The 25458-nt window shown below is 70.3% G+C and carries 19 protein-coding genes; 15 read left to right on the forward strand and 4 right to left on the reverse strand.

Going from position 1 to position 25458, the window contains the following annotated elements; genetic code table 11:
- Nucleotides 1-267 precede the first annotated feature (267 nt).
- From G4D83_RS27205 to G4D83_RS27220, 4 genes are all read left to right on the forward strand, one after another.
- Nucleotides 268-666 (forward strand): BlaI/MecI/CopY family transcriptional regulator, encoded by a 399-nt coding sequence (locus G4D83_RS27205; protein WP_163867756.1) that lies wholly within the window; start codon nucleotides 268-270, stop codon nucleotides 664-666.
- A complete protein-coding gene (locus tag G4D83_RS27210; RefSeq protein WP_163867757.1) occupies nucleotides 663-2717 on the forward strand; it encodes a M56 family metallopeptidase in 2055 nt (684 codons plus the stop codon). Before G4D83_RS27205 ends, G4D83_RS27210 begins: the two co-directional genes overlap by 4 nt.
- Before the next feature lie 159 nt (nucleotides 2718-2876).
- The gene (locus G4D83_RS27215) at nucleotides 2877-4046 is read left to right on the forward strand and encodes a 4-hydroxy-3-methylbut-2-enyl diphosphate reductase (protein ID WP_163867758.1); all 1170 of its coding nucleotides are present in this window, start codon (nucleotides 2877-2879) and stop codon (nucleotides 4044-4046) included.
- Between the two features lie 93 nt (nucleotides 4047-4139).
- Nucleotides 4140-6716: a DUF5916 domain-containing protein gene (locus tag G4D83_RS27220; RefSeq protein ID WP_163867759.1), complete on the forward strand. Its 2577-nt coding sequence runs from the start codon at nucleotides 4140-4142 to the stop codon at nucleotides 6714-6716.
- A 12-nt stretch (nucleotides 6717-6728) separates the two neighbouring features.
- On the opposite strand, the gene G4D83_RS27225 is transcribed toward G4D83_RS27220, so the two are convergent.
- A complete protein-coding gene (locus G4D83_RS27225) occupies nucleotides 6729-7163 on the reverse strand; it encodes a hypothetical protein (protein WP_205522720.1) in 435 nt (144 codons plus the stop codon).
- A 334-nt stretch (nucleotides 7164-7497) separates the two neighbouring features.
- Between G4D83_RS27225 and G4D83_RS27230 the strand changes: the two genes are divergently transcribed.
- Nucleotides 7498-7956: a fibril protein gene (locus tag G4D83_RS27230; protein WP_240356630.1), complete on the forward strand. Its 459-nt coding sequence runs from the start codon at nucleotides 7498-7500 to the stop codon at nucleotides 7954-7956.
- An 11-nt stretch (nucleotides 7957-7967) separates the two neighbouring features.
- On the opposite strand, the gene G4D83_RS27235 is transcribed toward G4D83_RS27230, so the two are convergent.
- Nucleotides 7968-9656: a DUF885 domain-containing protein gene (locus G4D83_RS27235; protein WP_240356632.1), complete on the reverse strand. Its 1689-nt coding sequence runs from the start codon at nucleotides 9654-9656 to the stop codon at nucleotides 7968-7970.
- Nucleotides 9657-9989: 333 nt separating this feature from the next.
- On the opposite strand from G4D83_RS27235, the gene G4D83_RS27240 reads away from it, so the two are divergent.
- The 8 genes from G4D83_RS27240 to G4D83_RS27275 all read left to right on the forward strand — a co-directional run bounded on the left by G4D83_RS27240 (nucleotide 9990) and on the right by G4D83_RS27275 (nucleotide 21897).
- Nucleotides 9990-11585 (forward strand): hypothetical protein, encoded by a 1596-nt coding sequence (locus tag G4D83_RS27240; protein WP_163867762.1) that lies wholly within the window; start codon nucleotides 9990-9992, stop codon nucleotides 11583-11585.
- A gap of 350 nt (nucleotides 11586-11935) precedes the next feature.
- Complete coding sequence (locus G4D83_RS27245) at nucleotides 11936-14662, forward strand: AsmA family protein (RefSeq protein ID WP_163867763.1); 2727 nt, start codon at nucleotides 11936-11938, stop codon at nucleotides 14660-14662.
- A 212-nt stretch (nucleotides 14663-14874) separates the two neighbouring features.
- Nucleotides 14875-16173 carry an NAD(P)/FAD-dependent oxidoreductase gene (locus G4D83_RS27250; RefSeq protein WP_275902396.1) on the forward strand — a complete coding sequence of 433 codons (1299 nt, stop codon included), beginning with the start codon at nucleotides 14875-14877 and terminating at the stop codon, nucleotides 16171-16173.
- A gap of 36 nt (nucleotides 16174-16209) precedes the next feature.
- Nucleotides 16210-17508, forward strand: a complete 1299-nt coding sequence (locus tag G4D83_RS27255) for a sigma-54 interaction domain-containing protein (protein ID WP_163867764.1) — start codon at nucleotides 16210-16212, stop codon at nucleotides 17506-17508.
- A 171-nt stretch (nucleotides 17509-17679) separates the two neighbouring features.
- Nucleotides 17680-18387, forward strand: a complete 708-nt coding sequence (locus G4D83_RS27260; protein ID WP_163867765.1) for an MBL fold metallo-hydrolase — start codon at nucleotides 17680-17682, stop codon at nucleotides 18385-18387.
- A 132-nt stretch (nucleotides 18388-18519) separates the two neighbouring features.
- Nucleotides 18520-19122, forward strand: coding sequence for a rhodanese-like domain-containing protein (locus tag G4D83_RS27265; RefSeq protein ID WP_163867766.1), 603 nt, complete (start codon nucleotides 18520-18522; stop codon nucleotides 19120-19122).
- Nucleotides 19119-20168 carry a sulfite exporter TauE/SafE family protein gene (locus G4D83_RS27270; protein ID WP_163867767.1) on the forward strand — a complete coding sequence of 350 codons (1050 nt, stop codon included), beginning with the start codon at nucleotides 19119-19121 and terminating at the stop codon, nucleotides 20166-20168. Before G4D83_RS27265 ends, G4D83_RS27270 begins: the two co-directional genes overlap by 4 nt.
- Before the next feature lie 73 nt (nucleotides 20169-20241).
- Nucleotides 20242-21897, forward strand: coding sequence for a formate--tetrahydrofolate ligase (locus G4D83_RS27275; RefSeq protein WP_163867768.1), 1656 nt, complete (start codon nucleotides 20242-20244; stop codon nucleotides 21895-21897).
- Between the two features lie 64 nt (nucleotides 21898-21961).
- Here the strand turns inward: G4D83_RS27275 and G4D83_RS27280 are convergent, their stop codons facing one another.
- Both G4D83_RS27280 and G4D83_RS27285 read right to left on the reverse strand, forming a co-directional pair.
- The gene (locus G4D83_RS27280) at nucleotides 21962-23122 is read right to left on the reverse strand and encodes a methyl-accepting chemotaxis protein (protein ID WP_240356634.1); all 1161 of its coding nucleotides are present in this window, start codon (nucleotides 23120-23122) and stop codon (nucleotides 21962-21964) included.
- Nucleotides 23123-23353: 231 nt separating this feature from the next.
- Nucleotides 23354-24430: a saccharopine dehydrogenase family protein gene (locus G4D83_RS27285; protein ID WP_163867769.1), complete on the reverse strand. Its 1077-nt coding sequence runs from the start codon at nucleotides 24428-24430 to the stop codon at nucleotides 23354-23356.
- Between the two features lie 179 nt (nucleotides 24431-24609).
- Here G4D83_RS27285 and G4D83_RS27290 point away from each other — a divergent pair, with 179 nt between their 5' ends.
- Together G4D83_RS27290 and G4D83_RS27295 are read left to right on the forward strand one after the other, a co-directional pair.
- Nucleotides 24610-24939 (forward strand): hypothetical protein, encoded by a 330-nt coding sequence (locus G4D83_RS27290; protein WP_163867770.1) that lies wholly within the window; start codon nucleotides 24610-24612, stop codon nucleotides 24937-24939.
- A 72-nt stretch (nucleotides 24940-25011) separates the two neighbouring features.
- Nucleotides 25012-25434 carry a hypothetical protein gene (locus G4D83_RS27295; protein WP_163867771.1) on the forward strand — a complete coding sequence of 141 codons (423 nt, stop codon included), beginning with the start codon at nucleotides 25012-25014 and terminating at the stop codon, nucleotides 25432-25434.
- Nucleotides 25435-25458: the final 24 nt, after the last annotated feature.

Genomic DNA, 25458 nt, shown 5'->3' on the forward strand with positions numbered 1-25458 from the left:
GCAGGCGGGACGCCAGGGCACCTTGCGTGGAACCCGGCTTCCCTCCGCTGGGAACGGCGCTTCCCTCTCCAAAAGAGGTTTTCTTCTCCTCCTGGGTAAAGCCCGGGAGCAGGCAGGCACGAAGGTGAGGCCTCGCGTTCCCAGACTGGGAACTGGCCCGCACTTCCAGAGCGCATCCCACCCCACCCCTCGCATCTACGAAGACCTTCGTTGACATCTACGAAGCCATTCGTATGATGAGTCGTGCATGTTGGACGCGAGGAAGCCATGAGCGAGTCGAAGCTGCCGCGCCCCACGGATGGCGAGCTGGCCATCCTGAGGGTGTTGTGGGAGCGCGGTGACAGCACGGTGCGGGAGGTGCACGAGGCGCTTCACCGGCGAGAGCCGGCGGAGGCCACGGGCTACACGACGGTGCTGAAGCTGATGCAAATCATGACGGACAAGGGCCTGGTGGAGCGCGACGAGTCCCAGCGCGCGCACGTGTACCGGGCCCAGGCGACGGAGCAGCGCACGCAGCGACAGCTGGTGACGGACCTGGTGGAGCGCGCCTTCGGCGGCTCTCCGGCGCGGCTGGCCATGCAGGCGTTGTCCTCGCGCAAGACGAGCCCGGAGGAGCTGGCCCAGTTGCGCCAGCTGCTCGATTCCATGGAAGGAGCGGACGAATGAGCGGCCTGTGGATGGAGTCCTTGGGATGGGCGCTGATGCACTCGCTCTGGCAGGGCGCGCTGGTGGCGCTGGGGCTGGCGGTGGCGCTGGTGACGGTGGGACGCCGCGCGGCCAACGCGCGTTATGTTCTGGCCTGTGGCGCGCTGGTGCTGACCGTGGTGCTGCCCGCGGCCACCGGGTGGCGGCACGCGACTCGAGCGCGCGCCACGCGTCAGGCGGAGCACGCCGCTGCCACCCGGGCCGTGCATGAGGAGCCGCTCCTCGCGACCCGGGCCCGGCCCCAGTGGGCCGCCACGCCCAGCGCCGTCATCTCCTCCGAGCGCGAGCCCACGACGTCTGGATGGACTCGGCTGGAGCCGGCGAGCGTGCTGACGCGGCTGGTGGAACAGGCGCGCGCGTCGCTGGACAGCCTGCTGCGGTGGGTGGTGCTCGCGTGGGTGGCGGGCGTGGGGCTCAGCTCCGGACGGCTGACGGCGGAGTGGGTGCAACTGCGCCGGCTCGCGCGCCGTGCCCTGCCCGCGCCGCGTGAGTGGCAGGAGCGATTGGACACGCTGTCGCGACGACTGGGCCTGGCGCGCGCGGTGCGGCTGCTCCAGTCGACCGAGGTGGACGTTCCCTCGACGGTGGGCTGGCTGTCGCCGGTGGTGCTGCTGCCGGTGTCCACGCTCTCTGGACTCCCCACGCGCCAGTTGGAGATGGTGCTGGCGCACGAGCTGGCCCACATCCGCCGGCATGACTTCGCGGTGAACCTGGCGCAGGTGGTGGTGGAGACGCTCTTCTTCTACCACCCGGCCGTGCGGTGGATGTCCAACGTCATCCGCGTGGAGCGCGAGCACTGCTGCGACGACGTGGCGGTGAGCGCCAGCGGCAACTCCGTCTCCTACGCCCGGGCCCTCACCGCGCTGGAGGCGCTGCGAGTGCTGCCCTCGGAGTCGAGCCACGCGATGTCCGCCCTCGGTGGCTCGCTGCCCGAGCGCGTGCGCCGACTGGTCTCCCCCGCCGCGCCGCGCTGCTCCTCCCGCTGGGTGGCGGGAGCGTCGGTGCTCACGCTCGTCAGCAGCCTCGCGGTGGCCACGCCCCTGACGTCGCTGGTGCTGGGCCAGAGCCCCGCGTCCAACACGTCGTCCAAGGCCCCGCCGGGCGTCGCCATCCCCGCGCCTCCCGACGCGGCGGAGCCTCCCGCGCCGCCGAGCGCGCCCTCCGCGCCCCGCTTCACCGTGGCGCCGAACCCCAAGGTCGACGTCAAGGTGAACGTCCCCATCAAGCTGGCCGTCGCGCCCAAGGTGAAGGTGAAGGTGAAGGCGTTCTCGGGCCGTGACGATGATGACGTCGACGAGCGCACCCGGGTGGGCGCGGGGCAGCCGCTCTCCGTCGACCAGCTCGTGGCGCTGAAGACGGCGGGCGTCACGCCGGAGCGGGTGCGGGAGCTGGAGTCGATGGGCTACGAGCCCACCGTCGCCAACCTGGTGGAGATGAGCCACGTGGGCGTCACCCCCGAGTACACGAAGCAGATGACCGCGAACTTCGGCCGCAAGCTGGACGCCGACACGCTGGTGGAGCTGCGCACCATGGGTGTCACGCAGGAGTACCTCGCCGCGCTCAAGAACGCGGGCTTCGAAACGAAGGACCCGGACGACGTGGTGGAGGCGCGCGCGGTGGGAGTGAGCGAGGACTACGTGCGCGGGCTGAAGGCCGCGGGCTACTCCGGCATGTCGCTGGAGGACATCACCGAGCTGCGCGCGGTGGGCGTGGACCCGGAGTACATCGGCGCGCTGGGCAAGTTCGGCCTGTCCAAGCTCGCCGCGGATGACCTCCAGGAGCTGCGCGCGGTGGGTGTCACGCCGTCGTGGCTGGAGCAGATGCGCGCGGCCGGCGTGGAGTCGAAGGACCCGGACCAGCTGACCGAGCTGCGCGCGCTGGGCGTCACCCCGGAGTTCCTGCGCGAGCTGAACGCCGCGGGCCTGAAGAACCTCTCCGCCGATGAGCTGGTGCGCCTGCGCTCCGGCGGCGTGGACGCCGAGTTCATCCGGCGGCTGCGCGACTCCAAGTAACACCCGCCACACTGTAACACCCGTCACCGAGTGGCCCGGGGAGCAGCGCTCGCTCCCCGGCCCCGTGACACCCCATCCCTCTCACGCCCTTCCCCGCTGACGCGTCCACACAGGCGCGTCGGACGGGAGGGGTCCATCCAGAATCGAAGGAGCCTCTCCATGCGTCGCCTGCCGTCGCTGTTGACCTGCTGTGTCCTGTTGCTCGTGGCCACCACCGCCTCCGCCGCGAACGAGCTGCGCGGCACCTGGACGTCCACCGCCCGCGAGAAGTCGTCCCCCGACAGCTTCCACATCAACCTCATCCACCCCGACAAGGAAGAGGGCGGCCAGGGGCAGATGGGCTTCACCGAGCCCCGCGCCTCCTTCCAGGGCCTGTCCACCGCGGACGGCCCGTCCACCTTCACCCTCACCCGCGAGGCGGGCGTCCTCACCTTCACCGGCACCTTCCAGGGCGGTGACGGCGCGGGCCACTACCGCTTCGCGCCCAGCGAGGCCTACGCGAAGGCCATGGCGGCGCTCGGCTACACGAACCTCACAAGTTACGAACAGTTCCAGTTCGCGGCGACCAACGTCACCACCCAGCGGGTGAAGGAGCTGGCGGCCCTCGGCTACAAGAACATCCCGCGCGAGCAGCTGCTCACGGTGGGCATCTTCGACGTGTCCCCCGAGTACGTCCGCGAGCTGGCGAAGCTGGGCTACGAGAAGCTGTCCATCGAGCAGTTGGTGGCGGGCCGCATCCACGGCGTCACGGCCCAGCGCGCCAAGGACCTGGCCGTCGCCGGCTTCCCCAAGCTGTCCTGGGAGGACCTGCTCGCCATGTCCATCCACGGCGTCACCCCCGAGTACATCCGCGAGGTGAACGCCATGGGCTACCGCGGCCTGGACGCCGAGAAAATCGTCGCCTTCCGCATCCATGGCATCACCACCGCGTTCGCCAAGGAGATGAGCGGCCTGGGCTTCAAGGACCTGGACGCGGACGAGCTGGTCGCCATGCGCATCCACGGCGTCAGCACGGCCTTCGTGAAGGAGATGCGGGAGCTGGGCTTCAAGGATTTGGACTCGGACGACTTCGTCGCCATGCGCATCCACGGAGTCACCACGCCCTTCGTGAAGGAGATGCGAGAGCTGGGCTTCAAGGAAATCACGCAGGAAGAACTGGTCTCCTTCCGCATCCACGGCGTGACGCCCGAGTTCGTGAAGAAGCTGCGCGACGCGGGCTACAAGAACATCACTCCGGAGGAGCTGGTGCGCCTGCGCATCCACGGAATCGACGAGACGTTCATGCGTTCCATGTCGCGTGGCGGCAAGGACGGCAAGGGCGGCAAGTAGCACTCCAGGGTCATTCAGGAAGCGCCGTCCACTCACGTTCTTTACCGAGGGAGCCCGGTGTCCCCGCTTCGCGGGGCACCAGGGAAGAGGGACATGTCATTCGGTGTCAGAGGGGCCATCGCGCTCATGGTGTCGCTGTGGAGTCTGGCGGCGGGCGCGGCGGTGGAGGGGCCAGGGAAGGAGCAGTTCCTTCAGGCGGCGCGGGCCACGGGCTCGCTCCAGGTGGACGGGAGGCTGGACGAGGATGACTGGGCGCGCGCGCCCGTGTTCGACGGCTTCGTGGAGCGCTATCCGGCGGCGGGCCGGGCACCGTCGGAGAAGACGGAGCTGCGAGTGCTCTACGACGAGGACATGTTGTACGTGGGCGTGGTGGCGCGCGACTCGGAGCCTTCGCGCATCGACCGGCGGCTGGGGCGGCGGGACAGCGCGCCGTACTCGGACACGATTCATGTCCTCATCGACCCGACGCATGACCATCGCACCGCGTACAGCTTCTCCGTCACCGCCGGCGGCGTGCAGAGCGACGGGCTGTTCTACGACGACCGCTACTACACGGAGGACTGGAGCGGCATCTGGGCCGGGGCCGCGGGCGACGTGAAGGACGGCTGGGTGGCGGAGTTCGCCATTCCCCTCTCGCTGCTGCGCTTCCCGGAGGCGCCGGTGCAGACGTGGGGCTTCTCGGTGCGTCGCGACATCGCGCGCAAGAACGAGGAGCTGGAGTCGGTGGACAACCCGCGCAACCACAACGCCAACGTGTCGCGGCTGGGCCACCTGACGGGCATGGAGAACCTCCAACCTCGCGGGCGGTGGGAGTTGATGCCGTACCTGGCGGCGCGGGGCCTGGCGCGGCCCCAGTTCTCGAACGCGTCACGGCCGGCGCCGCGCCTGCTCAGCCCATCCATGGACGTGGGCCTGGACGTGCGCGCATCGCTCACCAGCGAGCTGCTGCTGGCGGCGACGTTCAACCCGGACTTCGGCGAGGTGGAGGCGGACGAACTGCTGCTCAACCTGAGCACGTTCGAGGCGTACTTCCCGGAGCGCCGCCCCTTCTTCACGCAGGGCATGGAGCTGTTCCAACCGGTGGGCATGGGCGTGGGTGACGCGCCGCTGGCGCTCTTCTACTCGCGGCGCATCGGCCTGGACACGCCGCTGCTCGGCGCGGCGAAGGTGACGGGCTCGGTGGGCGGCGTGCAGGTGGGCATACTGGACGCGCTCGTCACCGGCCCCTGGCAGGCGCGCGACGAGGCGAGCCCGGACCGGAGCCTGCGCTTCGACTGGCGCAGGCCGCTGCACCTGGGCGCGGGGCTGGAGCTGCCGGACGAGCCCTCCGCGACGACGCACTACCTGGTGGCGGTGGCGCGCGGGAAGGTGGGCGCGGGCTCGCGCGTGGGCGGCGCGGTGGCCATGGCCAACCCGCTGTCGGGCACCTGCACCGCCGAGGACGCGGCCCTGGAAGGCGCTCAGCAACCGGCGTCGTGTCGGGGACACGGAGGGCTCACGGGCGCGCTCGACTTCGACCTGAAGACGGCGGACAGCACCTGGGGCGTGTACGGGATGATGGTGGCGTCGCGCGTGGACGGCGGCCCACCGGAGCGCGTGCTCGCGGATGGCACGCTGCTGCGAGGCGGGGACTCGGGCGCGGGCGGCTACCTGCGCGCGGGCCGCTTCGGTGGCGAGGGTTTGCGTCCGGAGGTCGGCGTGGATATCGCCACGCCGAAGCTGTCGCTGGTGGCCACGGGCTTCCAGCGCTCGCAGAACGAAGTGGCCCCCAGGGCCACGCTGCGCCTCGCGAAGCCCAATGGACTGGGCCCGTTCAAGGCGTTCTTCGCCAATGCCCACGTCGGCGGAAAGTGGACGGCGGATGAGCGGAGCGAGCACCGGGTCACCTGGTTCAACCTCTACGCGAGCGCCACCCTGCCCAGCTTCGACACGGTGAGCGTGGAGACGGGGTTGGACCTCAACAGCTTCGACGTGCGGGAGCTGGCGAGGACGGGGATTCCCCTGGAGCGGCCAGACCGGATGTTCATGGCCGCCAGCGCCGAGACGAACCCCAACCGCCCTGTCTCGGTGGAGGCCTACGCGTCGGTGGGCCACCGCTTCCGGGGCGGACCGAGCGCTCCGGCCTGGGACTGGGGCGGGGAGGTCACCCTGTCGATGCGGCCGCACCCCTCGCTCCAGACGGAGCTCTCCGTGGGCAACGACAAGACGGACCACGGGCCTCGTTATGTGGAGACACGGGCCGACGGCGGCTTCCTGCTGGGCGCGCTGGACTCGCAATACCTGTCACTCACGCTGCGCCAGCAGTGGGTGCTGACGCCCCGGCTCACCCTGCAGGGCTACGCGCAGCTCTTCACCGCGCACGGCACCTACGGGCCCTTCTTCACGGCGACGTCCGACGCGCGGCGGTCGCGCATCCGGCTCGACTCGCTGACCCCCGTCGAGCACGCGGACGACAGCAGCTTCTACGACACCGCGCTGAACGTGAATGTCGTGGCGCGGTGGGAGTACCAGCTCGGCTCCACGCTCTTCGTCGTCTACTCGCGCTCGCAGCAGGGCCTGCCGGAGCCGGAGGGAGAGCGGCCCTTCGCGACGCTGCGTCCACGGCGCCTCCTGGCCGGAGCCGCCAACGACGCGGTAATGCTCAAGTGGAGCTACTACTGGGGCACGTGAGGTGACGGGGCCTCACGGCCTGGAGCAGAGGCGGGAGATGGCGGAGCGCGCCTCGTTCACCGAGTCCTCGTAGGTGGCCAGCGTGACGCCGGGCCCCACCTGTCCATCGTCCATCGCGGCGACGTCCTGCTCCGGGCGCGCCCTCACCCGGGCGATGTGCGCATGCGACCGCGCGAGCAGGTCCAGGTCCGCGCCGTAGCGCCGCACGGCCTCGCGCAGCGCGGCGTCACTGACGCGCAGGGCCTTCAGTCGCGAGGACAGCTCCTCGAGCTGACTCGCGTTCAACGCCAGCGAGTGCGCGTCATGCTGGCTGTCCCGGAAGCCATCCGTCACGCGCAGCTCCTCCATCACCAGGGCCTGCACGGAGGCACACGACTCCTCCCTGCGGTGCGGACACGCCACTGTCAGCGCCAGCAGTCCCCACGCCAGGGCGCGGCGGCCAGACACCGCGGCGCCCTGCGAACCACCGCGAGCTGGACGTGAGAGCGGGCGCACGCACCCACGCTCGGCCCGCCGTCCCCGGGAGTCAATTCGCGCCGGGGAACGGTGTCCCCGGGTGGAAAACCAGGGGCCTTCCAGGACGGCATTCCTCGGGGCCCGAGGGCCAAGTGCCGGGTTCTGGAAAGTCAGGTGCACGGCCGTCTCAGAGGCACGGGCAAGCGGGGGCCCGCCGCCAGGGCTTGGGAGCGTCAGCTGTCGAACGACTCCGGCGGACGAGTTCGTGCACGCGCGAAAGGCCGGCCCCAGTTTCGCCCCGGGTGGCGTGGAGGAGGAGGGTGCAATGGTTTCGCTTCGAATCGCCTGTCTCGGGCTGCTGCTGACACTGTCGGCGTGTGCGTCGTCGAACCCGGCCGTGGTGCGGGCCCCTCGCGAGGAGGCTCCCGCTGTCGCGAGCGTCACGGAGGACGGGAGCACCTACGGCTACCGCGCGGAGGACCCCGTGCGCGTGGGTTGGGGCAACCCGGGCGTCATGGCCTTCTTCGAGCTGTTGCGCGGCCCCCAGGGCCAGCGCGTCGCCTGGAAGCGGCTGGGCCCGTGCTGCGACACCGGCCCCACGCCGTCGCTCGAGTACGCGGGGCTGGAGGTGTTCGAGGTCGGCTACGAGGGACTGATGGACCCGGTGCGGCTGTACATCGACCCGAACCACGGGGCCGCCATCCGCGCGCCCCAGGGCTTCACGATTGAGGGCCTCACCGCGCGCGAGACGCCGACGACTCCGTCGGACGTCATCGAGCTGTAGCCGCCCTACGCTCACTCCAGCGACGGTGACTCGTCGTTGGGGATGAGCACCTTGCGCGCGAGCGACACCGGAAGGCCGAGCTGCAGGAAGCGGTCGTGGAAGTCCTTCAGGACGAACTTCTTCCCGCTCGCCTCCAGGTGCTTCCGGTAGTCCTCGCGCAGCTTCAGAATCTGCATGCGCCCCGCCGCGTAGTACAGGTACGTGGGGTTGGACGTGCCGCGCTCCACCTCGCGCATCGCGGGGAAGGGCTCGAAGTACGCAATCTCCGCGTAGCGCTTCGCCACCGCGTCCACCGGCTCGTTGTAGACGTGCAGCGCCAGCGCCGCGTACCACCGCGCGTGCCGCTGGAGCGCGCGCCGCAACTGGCCCAGGCGCACCGACGGGTCACCCTGGCCCAGGCCCTCGTCCACCATCATCTGCTCGGCGTAGTGGGCCCAGCCCTCCACCACGGAGGCGGGGGTGAAGACCTTGCGCACGTCGGTGGGAATCTTGGACCCGTAGAGAAGCTGGACGAAGTGGCCCGGCATGGCCTCGTGCACGGTGATGCCCAACAGGCCCGCGCGGTTGAAGTACGTCAGGTGCTGCGCCTTCTCGTCGGTGGACCACTCCGACTCCACGTTGGTGATGTTGTAGTACGCCTCCTTCGCCTTGCTCTCGAAGGGGCCCGGCGTGTCCATGGACGCGAAGCCCAGCCGCTCGTACGGAGGCGTCTCGCGCACGGACGGCAGCGCGTCCGAGGGCAGGGTCAGGATGTCCTTCTCGCGCACGAAGCGCTGCAACTCCACCAGTTGGGTGCGCGCCAGGGGAATCAGCTCCTCGGAGGTGGGGTGGTCCTTCACCAGGGCCGCCATCACCTGCTCGGGCGTCTTCGTCGGGTCCACCTTCGCCGTCTCGCGCGCGACCCAGGCCTTGTACTCACGGATGGCGCGCTCGTTGATGTCGCGCAGCTGGTCCGCGTTCAGCGTGATGTGCTCCTCCAGCGCCAGCTTCTTCTCGAACAGCGCGCGGCCCAGGCGGAAGTCGCCGTTCGCCTGGGGCAGCAGCTCCTCCTCCAACCACTCGGTGAAGCCCTCCATCTGCCGCAGGGCGTCCGCGCGCGCGGCGTGGAAGGCCTCGCGCTCCGCGGGCGGCACCTTGTCCAGGCCCTGGGCCTCCAGGGCCCGAGGCAGGTCCACGCGCAGGTACACCTGCGTGCCGCGCGCGTCGCGGATGGCCTGCTCCGCCCACAACCGGGGCACGCCCTTGAGGTTCGTCTTCGCCGCCTCCAGCACGTCTGGGATGCGCGCCATGCGCGCGCGCATGTCCCTCATCCGCTCGCCCAGCGGCGCGAAGTCGCGCGAGGACAGCGTGGACAGGCCGCCGGAGACCAGGCCCACGTAGGCGCCGGGGCTCTTCTCCCAGATGCGCTCCTCCTCCAGTTCGAACAACTCCGCGCGGATGGCGTTCTGCAGCACCACGCCGTCGATGGCCTCGTCGCCGGTGAGCGCGGAGCAGTTCACCTGCTCCAGTCGCGTGAGCCAGCCGTGCAGCGCCTCGGCCTTGCGCCGCAGCGCCTCTTGCGAGACGTCCTGCAGGCGCGCGTCATGCGCATGGAAGCCCAGTCGCGTCGCGCGCACGGGGTTGGCCGCGGAGAACCAATCCAGGTACTCGCGAATGAAGTGCGAATAGGAGGCGGTGGCGGCGCGAGAGGGAGAAGGCAAGGAGGACGACTCCGTCCCGTCCTTCGAGCGCGACGCGCACGCGGAGAGACTGGCCAGCAAAATGACTGCGACACGAATGCGCATGAGGGCTCTCTTCAAGGATGACGGGCCGAAGTCTCGGCACTCGTGTGGGTAAGGGGTAGGCGGAAACAAGCGCGCTCGCAAGACGCCGTCGTGCGCTCAACCCGTCGGGTCGCCCCAGAGGTCCCCCTTGACGTGTGCTGACTCACCGTTGCGCGCACACGCCCCCGGGTCCGTCCTGAGTCGGACGCTCACGACGCGCGCGCAACGCCTGCTTGCTCCCCTGTGACGACGTGACGCAGGCTCGGGGACATGACTCCGCGCGCCTGTGTCCTGTGGTCCCTGGTGTGGCTGTCCAGTGCGTGTGCCTCGCGTGAACACCTCCCGAGCACGCCTCCTCCTCCAGCGGAGTATGGAACTCCGCACCCCTTCCTCCTCCAGGCCGCCGCGCCCGATGGTCGTTGGCTGCTCGCGTGTCAGGCGCGCGCGGACACCAACCAGGATGGAACCATCGCGGTCAAGGTGGGCGCCCACGGAAATCTCGGCGGTGACGAGGCGCGGCTGTATCTCTTCCGGGAGCCCGGAGCGGGCATCCCCATCGACGACGTGCTCGCGGTGGACTCCCTGGCACGACACCTGGTCCTGGTGCGCGAGGGCGCGCTCCGACTCCTCGACACCGTGACGGACACGGAGCAGGTGCTCGCGCCCTGGACCGCCGACGACGTGGGCACGAACGCATCCCAGCCGCCCGTGCGCGCCAGCTTCTCGCGCGACGGCCAGCGCCTGCTCTATCTGAAGACCGAGGCCGGAAAGAAGGTCGCGGTGCTGCGGGACGTCACGCGTGGCGAGGAGCGCGTGCTGGACGCGGGCCCGGGGTTGCTCGGCCAGGCGAGGCTGCATGAGAACGGACTCTGGGCCGTCTTCGACGTGGTGGCACAGGACACCGACGAGGACGGCACGCTGACCTGGCCTCATCAACAGACGTCCCTCGCGCCGGCGCGGTGCCGGGGCCCTGTCAGCTCCGCCTCCCATGGCGACTGGAAGGGAGACAGTCCCGTGCGCCGCTTCCTGCGCGTGGACGGCGGCACGCTCGTCGAGGGCCGGGACATCCTCCAGCCGCTGGGTGACGGCCTGCTTCGCACCCTGCCGTATGGCGCCATCGCCTTCGAGGACGCGCAGGGGAAACAAGAGACATGGGTGCCCGAGAGCTGTCGGGCCCGGCTGTACGCCGTGGACGAGCCGCGTCGGCTGCTCATCGTCGGCTGCAAGACGAGGGACCCGTTGGGGACGACGCTGGAGCTGCACGGCCCCGAGCTGCACCTGTCCCTGGAGCGCGAGGTGTCTCCGTACACACCGGTGAGGAGGTCCTCCAACGAAGAGCGTCCTCGACTGCTGCCCACCTTCGTCCTGACCAGCAAGGACACCGAGCGCACCTACGCCGTCTTCCTCCTGGACATGGAGCGCCACACGCTCGTGCCTCCTCCCATCCCCGCCAGCACCTGGGTCCATGCCCAGGGTGCCCATGCGCTGCTGCGGGAGGACCCCACGGGAGACGGCGCGAAGCCTCGACTGTGGCTGTGGAGCGCGGACACCGGCGAGAAGCGTCTGGTCGGCGAGGTCGGTGGAGACTTCCAGGAGAGGGCGGGAGAGCGAGTGCTCTACATGGGATGGCTGATGGACCTGGGCACCGCCCAGGTGCTGGGTCCCGTCACCGAAGCGCCCCTGGCCATCGACACGCGGGGCGGAGCGCTGCGCTACACGCATGCCGCCCCCGAGTGGGCCGACCTCAAGCCCGAGCAGACCGTGCCCGTGGGCCCCGTGAAGTGGGAGCCCGCGGTGAAGCCCTCCGTGAAACCCACGAGCCCCCCCGGGAATACCCCTGCCGCTCCCTCACCGAGCGGCCCCTGACCCGCGCGTTTTCCGGGGGTTGAAGGCGACCTGAGGAGAGAAAGCCCCTTCCCTCTCGCCTGCTCCGTGCGCACATCGAGCGTGTTGAGTGGCTGGAGGCGCCAGAGGGCCGGCTGGCGCCTCCGTTTCTCGCCCCTGGGACAGCCGGACGACCCCGCTTGAGCGGGGCGCCGTGCATTTCCACGCCCCGGCCCCCGTCCCGGGATGCGATGAGGTTTCCGCCGCACGCAAGGAGGTTCTCGCGCCTGACGCGTGCGGCAAGGCCCCGGCTGGGCTAAGCGTCACACCGCTGCCCAGGCCCCGCGCCGGGCCGAGTCCCGGGGCCCGCTCGCTGGAGGAGGTACCAAGCGATGTCCGACGTCGTGAAGAAGAAGCGCCGCTGGCCCTACGTGCTCGGAGGAGTCTTCGCGCTCCTCGTCGTCGTCGTGCTCGGGGTCCTCTGGCGGCTCGACGCCATCCTGTTGAAGACAGCGCGCGAGCAGGCCGCCACGTATTCACAGAAGCTGGGTCGTCCGATTGAAATCGGGGACATCTCCACCCAGCTCTTCCCCACCGTGGGCGTGGAGGTGGAGAACGTCTCCATCGGCGCCGCCGAGGGTGAGGACCTGCCGCTCGCGCAGATGGCGTCTCTGGACATCAGCGTCGCGGCCGGGCCGCTCCTGTCCTCGCGGGGCAAGGACATCCAGGTGAAGAACGCCGAGCTGTCCGGCCTCACCGTCAACGTGGTGCGGCTGGCCGACGGCACCACCAACGTGCAGCGACTGCTGCAGCGGCTGGAGGAGCAGAGCCCGAAGACGGAGGAGGAGAAGCCCGAGGACGAGTCGCAGCCCACGGACCTCTCCGGCGTGCACGTGGAGCGCGCCGCGCTCACCGACGGCACCATCCGCTTCGTGGACCGCTCGGGTGGACAGGCCGCGCGCGAGCTGGCGGTGAAGGATTTGGACATCGAGGTGAAGGATTTGCGCGCGGGCAAGCCGCTGGTGGTGGACCTGGCCGCGGCGGTGCTCGCGGACAAGCAGAACCTCCAGTTGTCGCTGCACGCCGCGCCGCTGCCGCCCACGCTGATTCCCACGCCGGAAAGCGTGACGCTCAAGGCGCAGAAAATCGACCTGTCTCCGCTGGGGCCGTTCCTGCCTCCCGACGTGGGCCTCCAGGCCGGCACGGTGGACGCGGACTGGAAGGCGGAGCTGGGCGGCGCGGTGCCCGGGGGCAAGGGCCCCACGCGGCTCGTTGGCGTCATCTCCGCGCTGGGCCTGCGCTTCGCGGGCTCGGAGGGTGGCAAGGCGCTGGACGTGGTGCTGGACACGGACGTCGCGGGTGACATCGCCACGGGAGACTTGTCGCTCGACAAGCTGAAGCTGGACCTGGGCCCCGCGAACATCACCGGCAAGGGCCAGGTGAAGGGCCTCTTGTCGGACAAGCCTTCGGTGCAGGGCTTCGAGCTGGTGGGCCGCAACCTGGACCCGGCCGTGCTCGCCGAGTACTACCCGCCGCTGAAGAAGCAGTTGAACGGCATGATTGCCGGCCCCATCGGCCTCGAGGTGCGCGGCAGCGGCACGCAGGACGCGCAGGCCATCAACGTGGACGTGGACCTGACGCCGGTGCGCCTGCGTGTGCCCGCGCAGCTCGTGAAGAGCGCGGGTGGCGCCATGAAGCTCACCGCGCGCGTGACGGGCGCGGCGGCCAGCGGCGGGGCGCTGAAGTTCGACGCGAACGCGGACCTGTCCGGCGTGGACCTGCGGCCCGGCCTGCTGGTGGACAAGTCGCCCGGCCAGCGGATGGATTTCGCCGTCGCCGGCACCTATGCGCCCGGCAAGGGCGGCGTGGGCATGAAGGTGGAGGTGCCCAAGATGACCGCACACGTCCTGGAGGACACGGTGACGGGCAGCGCGGCGTTCGCGCTCGCGGGCGTGGGCAAGAAGCAGACGACGACATTCTCCGCGGACGTGAAGGCCAACAAGCTGGACGCGGACGCGCTGCTGTTCGACGAGAAGGAGCTGGCGGCGCGCAACGGCGGCACCGTGCCCGCGCCGGCGCCGGAGTCGGCGGAGCTGCCTCCCGAGGACCCGGCGCGCTTCAACGGCTACCGGGGTGACATCCGCTTCGCGGTGGGCGCGCTGCGCTACGCCGAGATGGACCTGTCCAACGTGACGGGCGTCGTGAAGATGACGGACGACCTCATCAGCGTGGAGAAGTTCTCCTCGGGCGTCTTCGGCGGCAAGGTGGCCGCGGACGGGACGACGATTCGCCTGGGCCCCGCCGCCGCGCAGCGCCCCTTCGAGGCGAAGGTGAAGGTGGACGGCGTGGAGATGGCACAGGCCATTGCCCAGGCCACGCCGCGGAAGGTGATGACGGGCACGTTCAACGGAAACGTGGACGTGAAGGGCATCGGCTACACGCCGGAGAAGCTCAAGGAGACGCTGCTGGGCGGCATCAGCGGCAACATCCTGGGCGGCACGCTCCTGGGCAAGGACCTGGTGGCGTCCGTCTCCGAGCCGCTCGCCAAGGCGCTGCCCTTCGCCTCCAAGGCGCTCAAGAGCGGCGAGGTGACGTCGCTGAGTGAGAACCTGCCCTTCGGCGTGCAAATCAAGAACGGCGTCGCGCAGCTCTCCAAGCCCATCACCTGGACGCGGCCGGAAGCGGCGATGAGCTTCGACGGTGGCATCAAGCTGGACGGCACGCTGGACCTCATCGGCTCGGTGGCGCTGACGCCGTCCACGGTGAAGACGTTGACCCTGGGAAAGGTGACGCCGCCGGGCGACATCCCCGTGGGCCTGAAGCTGACGGGCCCGGCGTGGAAGCCCGAAGTCACGGGCGTGGACGTGAAGCCGGCGGTGACGACGCTCGCGAAGCTGGCGGCCTCATCGCTCGCGGGCAACCTCATCGGCGGCAAGCGCGGCGAGCAGGTGCAGCAGATCATCGAAGGCGGCGAGGAGAAGCTGCGCGCCGACGCCGAGGCCAAGCGCAAGGAGCTGGAGGTCAAGGCCGCCGAGGAGAAGGCGCGGCTGGAGGCCGAGGCGAAGAAGCGCGCCGAGGAAGAGGCGAAGAAGCGCCTGCGCGGCATCTTCGGCAAGTAGTCACACGGGCGTGCGGGCCAGGGAGATTTCCTGGCTCGCGTCCCCCCGACGGTGCACGGCCTTCCCTGCGCCGTGCGCGCTCCGTTCAGGTGTTTCCGAAGTTGAAACGCGCTGAAACACCGTGAAACACCCCACGTCCCCGGGCGACATACACATCGCCCTCGGGGACGATGGTGGCACGCGCCCTGCTTAAGGCCCCCTGTCGACGTCCCATGACAAAGACAGGAAGCGAGCGCGAGATGCCCCCGAGCGAGGACCCCGGCCGCACGGCCCCGGCGGTGACGCCCATGCCCCACGTGGCGCCCGCGAGCGAGCACCACCGGGTCCTCATCATCGGAGGAGGCACGGCCGGCATCTGCGTGGCGGCGCGCCTGGCTCGACTGGGCCAGGAGGACGTCGCGATTCTGGAGCCCTCCGAGCACCACTACTACCAGCCGCTCTGGACGCTCGTCGGCGCGGGTGAGGCGCGCGTCGAGGACACCGTGCGCGACGAGGCCAGCCTCATCCCCCGGGGCGTGAAGTGGCTGAAGGACGCCGCGGAGGAGGTGGACCCCCTGCGTCGCGAGGTCCGCACCCGGGGCGGGCTGCGCGTGGGCTACGACTTCCTCGTCGTCGCGCCCGGCATCCAGTTGGACTGGGACAAGGTGGCCGGCCTGCGCGACGCGCTGGAGACCGAGCACGTCAGCAGCAACTACGACGTGAAGCTCGCCCCCAAGACGTGGCGGATGCTCCAGCGCTTCCAGGGTGGCACCGCCCTCTTCACCCAGCCCGCCACGCCGGTGAAGTGCGCGGGCGCGCCACAGAAAATCATGTACCTGGCCGCCGACCACTTCCGCCGCACGGGGGTGATGGAGCGCTCGGAAGTCGTGTTCGGCTCTGGCGCCAAGGCCCTCTTCGGCGTTCAGCCCTATGCCCGGGTGCTCGAAGACGTGGTGAAGCGCTACGGCATCCAGACGCACTTCGAGCACAGCCTGGTGGCCGTGGACGGAGCACTTCGCGAGGCCACGTTCGAGGCGACTCGCGACGGACGGAAGACGCGCGTCACCCTGCGCTACGACGTGCTGCACGTCACCCCGCCCCAGAGTGCCCCGGACTTCATCAAGAACAGTCCGTTGTCCTCGCGCGAGGGCGCGTGTGTCGGCTGGGTGCGCGCGGACAAGTACACGCTCCAGCACCCGAGCTTCCCTGACGTCTTCGCGCTCGGAGACGCCTCCGACCTGCCCACCAGCCGCACGGGCGCGGCCATCCGCAAGCAGGCGCCGGTGTTGGTGGAGAACCTCCGCGCCGTCATGGCCGGCCGCGCCCCCACCGCGCGGTATGACGGCTACGCGTCCTGCCCGCTCACCACGGGCTACGGCAAGCTGCTGCTCGCCGAGTTCGACTACGACGGCATGCCCGCGCCCAGCTTCCCCCTCATCGACACGCTTAAGGAGCGGCGGGACATGTGGCTGATGAAGAAGTACGGCCTGCCCCAGCTCTACTGGAACTGGATGATGCGCGGACGGGCCTGAGTGCGAGCCGCCGCGCGCCGGGCTATGCCCTGACGAATGCCCACGTCCCGTCCGCCACGCTCGTCCCAGCTCGCCCTGTCCGCGCTCGATGCGCTCGCGGGCGCCGTGCTGCTCGTGGATGCGAGCCGTCGCGTGGTGGGCCTGACGCCCGCGCTCGAAGAGCAGCTCGACGCCTCCGTGCGAGAAGGGACTCCGCTCTCGGAGGTGCTCGTGCCCCAGGGCGGCGCCGAGCGCCTGGAGGCCGTGCTCACGACGGGCCGAGAGACGACGGCGCGGCTGCGCGTGGGCGCCGACTCGCATGCGGTGCGCGTGCGCGCGGTGGCGCTGGAGAAGGAGGGCTGGGCGCTCACCGTGACACGAGAGTCCCCCGCGAAAAGCACCGAGGGCGCCGAGGTCTTCCATGGCCTGTGGACCCAGGACGCCGAGCTGCGGCGGGTCTTCCGCATCGTCGAGAAGGTGGCGCGCACGGAGTCGAGCGTGCTGGTGCGCGGCGAGTCGGGCACGGGCAAGGAGCACATCGCCCACGCGCTGCATGCGCTGTCCACGCGCGGCAAGGGGCCGTTGCGCGCCATCAACTGCGCCGCGCTGCCTCCGAACCTCCTGGAGAGCGAGCTGTTCGGCCACGTGCGCGGCGCCTTCACCGGCGCGGTGCGCGACAGTCCGGGCCACTTCAGGCTGGCGCACGGCGGCTCGCTGTTCCTGGACGAAGTGGCGGAGCTGCCGCTGGACCTCCAGGCGAAGATGTTGCGCGTGCTGGAGACGCGCACCGTCATCCCCGTGGGAGGCCGTGCGCCAGTGCCGGTGGACGTGCGCATCATCGCCGCCACGCACCGGGCCCTGCGGCGCGAGGTGGAGGCGGGCCGCTTCCGCGCGGACCTGATGTACCGGCTGCGCGTGGTGCCCATCTTCCTGCCCACGCTGCGCGAGCGCCGAGGGGACATCCTCCCGCTCGCCCTGCGCTTCCTGGGAGAGCTGCACCAGCGAGGGACGCGGCGCGTGGAGCGAATCGCCCCCGGCGCGCGCCGGCTGCTGGAGTCCCACGCGTGGCCCGGCAACGTGCGCGAGCTGCGCAACGTGATGGAGTACGCCTACGTCATCGGCGAGGGCGCGGTATTGCGCGAGGCCGACCTGCCTCCGGAGTTCTCGGAAGCGAAGACCGCGGCTCCCGGCAGTGTCGCCCGCGCCCCGAGGGAGGCGGGCCCGCTCGACGCGCAACAGGTCAGCGCGGCCCTGGCCCAAGCCGGAGGCAACCGCTCCGAGGCCGCGCGCCTGCTCGGCGTCAGCCGCGTGACGCTGTGGCGCCGCCTGCGCGCCCTGGGCGAAGCCACGCGGTGAATCCGTTTCGCTCGCACGGCAACTGTTTCACCGGGGTGTTGCAGGTACTTCCCGGGGAACGGCTCGTGGCCTGAACGGGCCTGTTCTCACAGGGCAAGGCAATCCTGGCACGACGCTGGCAGTATCGTCAGGCCCGCACCCACGACGGCCTTCTCAGGAGGGAAGTGGACCATGCTCTTCCGACAGCTCTTCGATGCGGAGTCCTCGACCTATACGTACCTGCTGGCGGACCTGGCGACGCGAGAGGCCGTGCTCATCGACCCCGTGCTGGAGCAGGCGGAGCGCGACCTGCGCCTGCTCGAGGAGTTGGGGCTGAAGCTGACGGTGGTGCTGGAGACGCACGTGCACGCGGACCACATCACCTCGGCGGGCCTGCTGCGGGTGCGCACGGGTGCGCGGGTGATGGCCTCCGAGCGGGGAGCGCCGTGTGTGGACCTGACGCTGGCGCACGGGGACCGGGTGCGCGTGGGAGGACTGGAGCTGAGCGTCCTGGAGACGCCGGGGCACACCGACGACAGCCTCTGCTTCCTGTGTGATGGGCGCCTGTTCACCGGAGACACGCTGCTCGTTCGCGGCACGGGCCGCACCGACTTCCAGAATGGCGACCCGGGGCAGCTCTACGACTCCATCACCCGCGAACTCTTCACGCTGCCCGACGCGACGGAGCTGTATCCCGGCCACGACTACGCGGGCTTCACCGTCTCCTCCGTGGGAGAGGAGAAGCGTCACAACCCCCGCCTCGCCGGCAGGTCGCGCGAGGACTTCATCCGCTTCATGAACGAGCGTCGGATTCCTCCGCCGCGCAAGCTGGACGTGGCCGTCCCCGCCAACCGCGCCTGCGGTCTGGACTTCGAGCCTTCGTCTCCGTCATCCGCGTGACGTGACGTGCCTTCGGGCACGGCTGCGTCCTCCCTGTTCCCCGTGTCGAACCGCCTCCCATCAGGGAAGCGGAACGGCACCTCATTGCCCGCGTCCTGCCTCCGACGAAAGGACCGGGAAGGAGTCATCGTCTTGAGTCACCTCTACGACAGCGCGCACCCTCAACCCGCGGGCTACCGCGATGTGGACGTGCGGCGGCTCGCGACCGAGCGGCCCCCGGGCCTTCTCCTGGTGGACGTGCGCGAGCCTTCCGAGCTGGAGGGAGTGTTGGGCCATCTCGAAGGCGTGAGCCCGGCACCGCTGGCCACCGTGCGCGAGGCGGTGGCCCCGTGGCCTCGGGACACGGAGGTGCTGCTCATCTGTCGCTCGGGGGCACGGTCGGCGAGGGCCGCCGCGCAGTTGGTGGAGGTGGGCTTCACGCGGGTGATGAACCTGCGCGGGGGGATGCTCGCGTGGAACACGGAGGAGCTGCCCGTGGTGCGCACGCCGCCTGGCGCCACGCCGCCGACCCTGGCTGACGTGCGCGACACGCTGCGCGCCCGCCTCCAGGGGGTGCAGGACTCCAACGTGGAGGCCCTGCCGCGCGAGCCCTCGCGCGCGGAGCTGACCGCGGCACTGGACGCGCTCCAGGCCACGCCCCCGTCGAGGCTGGTGGACCCCGCGAGCTTCGAGCGGACGTTGCGCGAGGTCAGGGACCTGCTCGCGGTCGCGAGACCTGGGGGCGCCTCGCGATGATGTTGTACATGGGCCTCGCGGGCGCGTTGCTCGTGGGCGTGTTGTTGGGACTGCTGGGCGGCGGTGGCTCCATCCTCACGGTGCCGCTGCTGGTGTACGTGCTCGGCGTGGAGCCCCGCACGGCCATCGCGATGTCGCTGGTGGTGGTGGGTGTCACCAGCGCGAGCGGAGCGCTCCTCCATGCGCGAGCAGGACGGGTGCGGTGGCGCACGGCCATCGTGTTCGGCACGGGCGGAATGGTGGGCGCCTTCCTGGGCGGGAAGCTCAATCCCCTCTTCTCCTCGAGCACACTGATGCTGTTCTTCGCGGGTGTCATGGTCTCCGCCGCGGTCGCCATGCTGCTGCGCGCGGAGACACCGCGAGCGTCCATCGCGAGCCTCGGGACAACGGACCCGGTGTCCACCGAAGTCGCCGCGCGCGCACCCGGACGCCAGCCGGAGAACTCCTCCCCCGACACCAGCCGCGAGAACGCAACGGCGCGCACCCACCTCACGCCGTGCGGCCTGTTCCACTCCACTCCGCGCGGGCTCGACGGGAACACGCCCACCGCGCGCCACGTGGGACGAATCGTCCTTCAGGGCCTGGGCGTGGGACTCCTGTCGGGACTGGTGGGCGCGGGCGGCGGCTTCCTCATCGTCCCCGCGCTCACCCTGGTCGGCCTGTCCACGCCGATGGCCACCGCCACTTCGCTGGTGGTCATCGCGCTCCAGTGTGCCGCGGGGCTCGTCGGACACCTGGGCCATCTGGAGCTGCCGTGGAGACTCACCGGCGAGGTCCTCGCGGTGGCACTGATGGGAAGCGTGCTCGGAGGAAAGCTCGCGGGCCGCGTGGCGCCGGGCTCGCTGCGCAGGGGCTTCGCCGTCTTCGTGCTCGCCACGGCCGCCTTCTTGTCGTGGGCCCAGCTCCCCATCGACCTGCGCGCACGGCTGGGACAGGGGCTCTCCAGCGTGGGGGCCTGGCCGTGGTTGGCGATGACCGTGGGCGTGGGACTTCCCGTGGCCTTGCTGTGGCGGCTGCGCGTGGTCCGTCAACGCGCGGCGCGGTGACAATGACGCCGGGCGGGCATCCCGCGCACTTCCCCCGTTGACCCGTGACGCCCGCGCATCGAGAGTCCTCGGCATGACGCTGAGACCCATCGCAGAAGTGGGCGCCGAGCTGGGCCTGTCGCCCGACGACGTGCATCCCTGGGGAACGAATCGCGCCAAGGTGTCCCTCGGCGCGCTCGGCAAACAGGCGGGCCGCCAGGGCCGGCTCGTGCTCGTCTCCGCCATCAACCCCACGCCCCCGGGCGAGGGGAAGACCACCATGTCCGTGGCCCTGGCCATGGGGCTGCGTCGGCGCGGACGCCGGGCCGTGGCGGCGCTGCGCGAGCCGTCGCTCGGTCCCGTCTTCGGCGTGAAGGGCGGAGGCACCGGCGGCGGACAGGCCAGCCTGGAGCCCGCGGCGGACATCAACCTGCACTTCACCGGCGACCTGCACGCGATTACCAGCGCCAACAACCTGCTCGCCGCGCTGGTGGACAACGCCGTGTATTACGGCCAGCCGGTGGCCATCGACTCCACGCGCGTGCGGTGGCGGCGCGCGATGGACATGAATGACAGGTTCCTGCGCAACGTCATCATCGGCCTGGGTGGCAAGGCGCACGGCGTTCCGCGCGAGGCCGCGTTCGACATCACCGCCGCCAGCGAGGTGATGGCCATCCTCGCGCTGTCGGAGAACCTCAAGGATTTGGAGGAGCGGCTGGGCCGCGTCGTGGTGGGCCACTCGCCCGACGGCAAGCCCGTGCGCGCGCGCGACGTGGACGCGGCGGCGGCCATGGTGGCGGTGCTGAAGGACGCGCTGATGCCCAACCTGGTGCAGACTCGCGAGGGCGGCCCCGCGCTGGTGCACGCGGGCCCCTTCGGCAACATCGCCCACGGGTGCAGCTCCGTGGTGGGCACGCGGATGGGCCTGGCCTACGCGGACGAGGTCGTCACGGAGGCGGGCTTCGGCTTCGACCTGGGCGCGGAGAAGTTCCTCGACATCAAATGCCGCGACACCGGCCTGTGGCCCCGAGGCGTCGTGCTGGTGGTGACGCTGCGCGCGCTGAAGTACCACGGCGGCGCCCCGCTCGCGCGCGTGGCCGAGCCGGACAGCGCCGCGCTGGCTCGCGGCTTCGCCCATCTGGAGAAACACCTGGAGTCGGTGAGCGCCTTCGGCCTGCCGGCCGTGCTGTGCGTCAACCGCTTCCCGCAGGACACGGAGTCGGAGCTGGACGAGCTGCGCGCCTTCGGCAAGGAGCGCGGCGTGGAGATGGCGGTGTGCGAGGGCTTCACCCGCGGCGGCGAGGGCGCGCTGGAGCTGGCGGACCGGGTGCTCGCGATGCTGGACGCGACGGACGCGGCCCCGCCGACACCGCGCTTCCTCTACGACGTGAAGCAGTCCCCCGAGGAGAAGGTCCGCGCGATTGCCCGCACGGTGTACGGCGCGGAGGACGTGGCCTTCACGGCGTCGGCGCGCAAGGATTTGGAGATGGTGCGCGAGCTGGGCGGCTCCGAGCTGCCGGTGTGCATGGCGAAGACGCACCTGTCGCTGTCGGACGACCCGACGAAGCAGGGCCGGCCGCGCGGCTTCACGCTCACGGTGCGCGAGGTGCGCCTGTCCGCGGGCGCGGGCTTCATGGTGGCGCTCACGGGCGACATCCTCACCATGCCGGGCCTGCCTCGCGAGCCCGCCGCGAAGCGCATCACCGTCCACGACGACGGCCGCATCACCGGGTTGATGCAGGGCGAGTAGCCGTCGCCTGGGACATCCACGAGCACGGGCGGCCCGGACGTCGGGCCGCCACTCGCGCTCGGACTCAGACGCGGAACGACGTGGACAAGTCCTGGAGGCGGCCGAGCGTGGCGTTGATTTGAGTCACCGCCTCCTCCGCCGTCATGGTGGAGGTGACGACGTCCGCCATCATCGAGGAGAGCTGCGTCATCACCTCGGTCATCTGGGCGATTCCCGCGTTCTGCTGGGTGACGGAGGCGACAATCTGGCGCGCGGCCTGACTGCTCTCCTGCACCACCGTGGTGATTTCCTTCAGCGAGCTGGCCGAGGACAGCACCTGCTCGATGTTCTCCTCCATCTTCTCGCTGTCGCCCTCGGCGATGGACGTCGTCTGGCGGATGGCCTGGTTGATTTCGAGGAGAATCTTGCCGATGCGCTGCGTGCTCTGGAGCGACTGGCCGCTGAGCGCGCGCATCTCCCGCGCCACCACCGCGAAGCCTCGGCCCTCTTCACCCGCGCGCGCGGCTTCAATCGCCGCGTTGAGCGCCAGCACGTTGGACTGGTCCGCCAAATCCTTCACGCTGCTGATGATTTCGCCGGCGTGCACGGCCTGGTCGCTCAGGTGCGCGATGCTGCCCACCAGCGTGCCCACCCGCTGACGAATCTGCTGCATGCCCTCCGCGCTCTGCTCAATCGACCGCTGGCCCGAGGAGCTGAACGCATCCGCCTGCGCCGCCACCTTCAGCACCATCTCCGCGCGGCTGGCCGCCATGCTGGAGGTCTGCGCGATTTCGGCGATGGTGGTGCTCGCCTCGGTGAGGCTGCGGGACTGGTTGGTGAGGAAGGTCACCTGGTCCTGGCTCGCCTGCGTCAGCCGCGTCGCCGCCGAGGACAGCTCCGTCACCACGGATTGCAGCGTCGCCGGCACCTCGCGCAGCCGGTTGACCATGACCTGGAGACTGCGGCCCAGGTCCCCGATTTCGTCCTGTCCGGCCGTGTCGATGGGTTGGGTCAAATCCCCCTCGTGGGCGATTCGCTGCGCCACCGCCGTCAGCCGCGCCATGGGCTCCGCCACCTCGCGGTGCAGCCAGATGGACAGCGCCACCATCAACCCCAGGCACACCAGACACAGCGCCCCCACCAGCCACGAGGCCCCGCCCCCCAGCACCACCGTGAAGATGACCGCCAGGAACACCGCGGCGACGGCTGGAGACAGCATCACTTTCTGCTTCAGCTTCAATCGCACCGAGCCCCCTCCCTCTCAGCGACCCTCGAGAGCGTGCTGTGCCAGCTCATGTCGCCATCCTTCCGTGGGGCCCCGTGGACCCCCTGAAGTTCGGACGGACCGGTGATCCGCCGAAGCGCAGGATAGCCAACTGAACACTGGCTGCTAAGCCACCCCCAAAAGGTCATCCCACAGTGTCAGCCGAGGAGTTTCCACCAGTCTGGGTGGAAAAAGACACCACCCTTGGGTGGATCAACCCAGGGTGTCCAGGCGTCGGCAGCCGTCGATGCGGAGGACGAAGTCGGCGCCGAAGGCACCGGCGGGGGTGAGGGCGCCCGGAGAGGGCTGGGCGAGCAGCTCCTCCACGGCGTGGAGCCCGGCGCGGGCGGTGAAGAGGTAGCCCTCTGGAACTTCCAGCCAGGCCTGGGCGGAGCGGCCGTCGGGGGCGCGGGCCTGGGCATAGACCTGGGAGCGGGTGGACAGGCGCATGTCGGCGGTGGGGCCCTTCACGCGGGACTCGACGAGCTTCATCAGGCCGTCGCGCACGGGACGGACCTTCAGGAGCTGGCGGAGGGCGGGGTAGGTCCACCGCAGGGCGCGGGCGGAGGACGAGGGGAAGGCCATGTAGGTGGTGATGTTGGGGATGCCGGTGGTGCGGAAGGCGGTGGAGAGGTCGCCCCAGGGGATGGGCATCACGGTGCGCTCGCGGTCGATGAAGCGCTGGGAGCGGGCGCCCTGTCCCATGGGGTAGGGCTGGAGGACGCCGTCGCGGCGGACCTTGCCGCCCTCGGGGAGCTGGAGGAGCGCGGACTTGGTGGTGCCGGCGCTGGCCTGGGAGCCGGCGGCGATGGCGATGTCCAGCTCGGTGGCGCCGGGGACCTGGTCGGCGACGTAGCGGGCGAGGCAGTCGGTGGGGACGACGTCGAAGCCGACGCCGGACATGAGCGAGACGCCGCGCTCCCTGGCTTCGGCGTCATGGCGGAAGGAGCCCTCGAAGACGGGAATCTCGCCGGTGATGTCCAGGTAGTGGGTGCGGGAGGCGAGACAGGCCTGGCGCATGGGTTCGCTGGTGTGGACGAAGGGCCCGGCGGCGTGGAGCACCAGGGGCAGGCCCTCCATGGCGGCGGCGAGCTGGCGGGCGTCATCCAGTGCGGCGGGACGGACCTCCAGGCCGAGCGCGTCGGCGAGGGGTGCCAGCTTCTCGCGAGAGCGGCCGGACAGCACGGGGCGGTGGCCACGACGCACGGCCTCCTCGGCGATGAGGCGGCCGGTGTAGCCAGAGGCGCCATACAGCAACCAGCGGGGAGTCGAGCTCGAAGTCGTCGTCACGGCCGGCGACGCTAGCAGGCGCGCCGGGCGCGGGCCGGCGTCTCAGTGGGCCCGCTCTGCTATCTGTCAACGGCTTCAACACTTCCCCTCTCCACACCGGAGGCATGATGCGGCGGCTTTGCTGGGCCCTCTTGCTGGGAACGGGGGTCGGCCTCTTTGGATGCGCGACCCCGAACCCCTTGGTTCGGGTTTCTCGCCGCGCGGACGGACTCCTCGTCGTGCAGGGCCCCGCCGCCGGACCCTTCGAAACGAAGGAGGAGCTGGCCCAGAACGCCTGTGAGCTGGTGACGGCCCAGCCAGGCGCCACCGCGGGCCAACTCGGCGTGGAGTATTGCGTGCTCTGGTACTACGCGAGGGACGCGCGGCAGTACTTCATCAGCTACCTGTCGGGTGTCGGGGGAAACCGGGCGAGCGGCAAGAAGTACTGCGAGGTGCCGAGAGCCCGCGATGCGTCGCATCCGGGAGGCGTGTTTCTCCTCGGGCCCGGCCATGGCCATCCACATAGGTAGAGTCGAGGGGAACTGGGGTGACCTCAAGATGTTCGAAGGGCAGGACTGGCTGCCATGACGCGGAAAGCATCCATGCGACGAACCCTGCTCGCGGTCGCCTCTCTCGGAGCCCTCAGCGGCTGCTCCTTCTTCGGCTACTACAAGCATGAGAAGGCGCGATGGGCTCCGCCGGAGCAGGCCCGGAACATCGACTTCCCTGATTCCTTCGAGACGGGTGTCCATCTGACGGGGCCCATGGCGTCGGCGATGGAAGTGGCCATGAGCGACTTCCTGCCTCCTGGAGGCAAGCTCAAGGGTCACCGCACCGACCCACGTCTGGATGAGTGCCTGTCGCGGCGAAGCACCTACGAGACCTTCATCCACCAGGCTCGCGACGACCTCTACTTCGTCCGGTTTTCACCGGTCCTGAGCCGCTGCGGCCTGGATGTGCCCATCCTGGACGGCGGCGCGGTCTACGCCGTCGACGGCCAGGGCCAGATTCTCGACGTCCACTGAGTCCGCGTCAGCGGCCTTCCTCCG

The sequence above is a fragment of the Myxococcus eversor genome, from assembly GCF_010894455.1.
In the GTDB taxonomy this organism is placed as follows: domain Bacteria; phylum Myxococcota; class Myxococcia; order Myxococcales; family Myxococcaceae; genus Myxococcus; species Myxococcus eversor.

What these genes read in the sequence shown, in the direction of transcription:
- G4D83_RS27230 (WP_240356630.1), top strand. Translation starts at nt 7,498, where the DNA reads ATGGTTTCGCTTCGAATCGCCTGTCTCGGGCTGCTGCTGACACTGTCG.
- G4D83_RS27245 (WP_163867763.1), top strand. Translation starts at nt 11,936, where the DNA reads ATGTCCGACGTCGTGAAGAAGAAGCGCCGCTGGCCCTACGTGCTCGGA.
- G4D83_RS27255 (WP_163867764.1), top strand. Translation starts at nt 16,210, where the DNA reads ATGCCCACGTCCCGTCCGCCACGCTCGTCCCAGCTCGCCCTGTCCGCG.
- G4D83_RS27270 (WP_163867767.1), top strand. Translation starts at nt 19,119, where the DNA reads ATGATGTTGTACATGGGCCTCGCGGGCGCGTTGCTCGTGGGCGTGTTG.
- G4D83_RS27275 (WP_163867768.1), top strand. Translation starts at nt 20,242, where the DNA reads ATGACGCTGAGACCCATCGCAGAAGTGGGCGCCGAGCTGGGCCTGTCG.
- G4D83_RS27220 (WP_163867759.1), top strand. Translation starts at nt 4,140, where the DNA reads ATGTCATTCGGTGTCAGAGGGGCCATCGCGCTCATGGTGTCGCTGTGG.
- G4D83_RS27240 (WP_163867762.1), top strand. Translation starts at nt 9,990, where the DNA reads ATGACTCCGCGCGCCTGTGTCCTGTGGTCCCTGGTGTGGCTGTCCAGT.
- G4D83_RS27260 (WP_163867765.1), top strand. Translation starts at nt 17,680, where the DNA reads ATGCTCTTCCGACAGCTCTTCGATGCGGAGTCCTCGACCTATACGTAC.
- G4D83_RS27295 (WP_163867771.1), top strand. Translation starts at nt 25,012, where the DNA reads ATGCGACGAACCCTGCTCGCGGTCGCCTCTCTCGGAGCCCTCAGCGGC.
- G4D83_RS27210 (WP_163867757.1), top strand. Translation starts at nt 663, where the DNA reads ATGAGCGGCCTGTGGATGGAGTCCTTGGGATGGGCGCTGATGCACTCG.
- G4D83_RS27215 (WP_163867758.1), top strand. Translation starts at nt 2,877, where the DNA reads ATGCGTCGCCTGCCGTCGCTGTTGACCTGCTGTGTCCTGTTGCTCGTG.
- G4D83_RS27205 (WP_163867756.1), top strand. Translation starts at nt 268, where the DNA reads ATGAGCGAGTCGAAGCTGCCGCGCCCCACGGATGGCGAGCTGGCCATC.
- G4D83_RS27250 (WP_275902396.1), top strand. Translation starts at nt 14,875, where the DNA reads ATGACAAAGACAGGAAGCGAGCGCGAGATGCCCCCGAGCGAGGACCCC.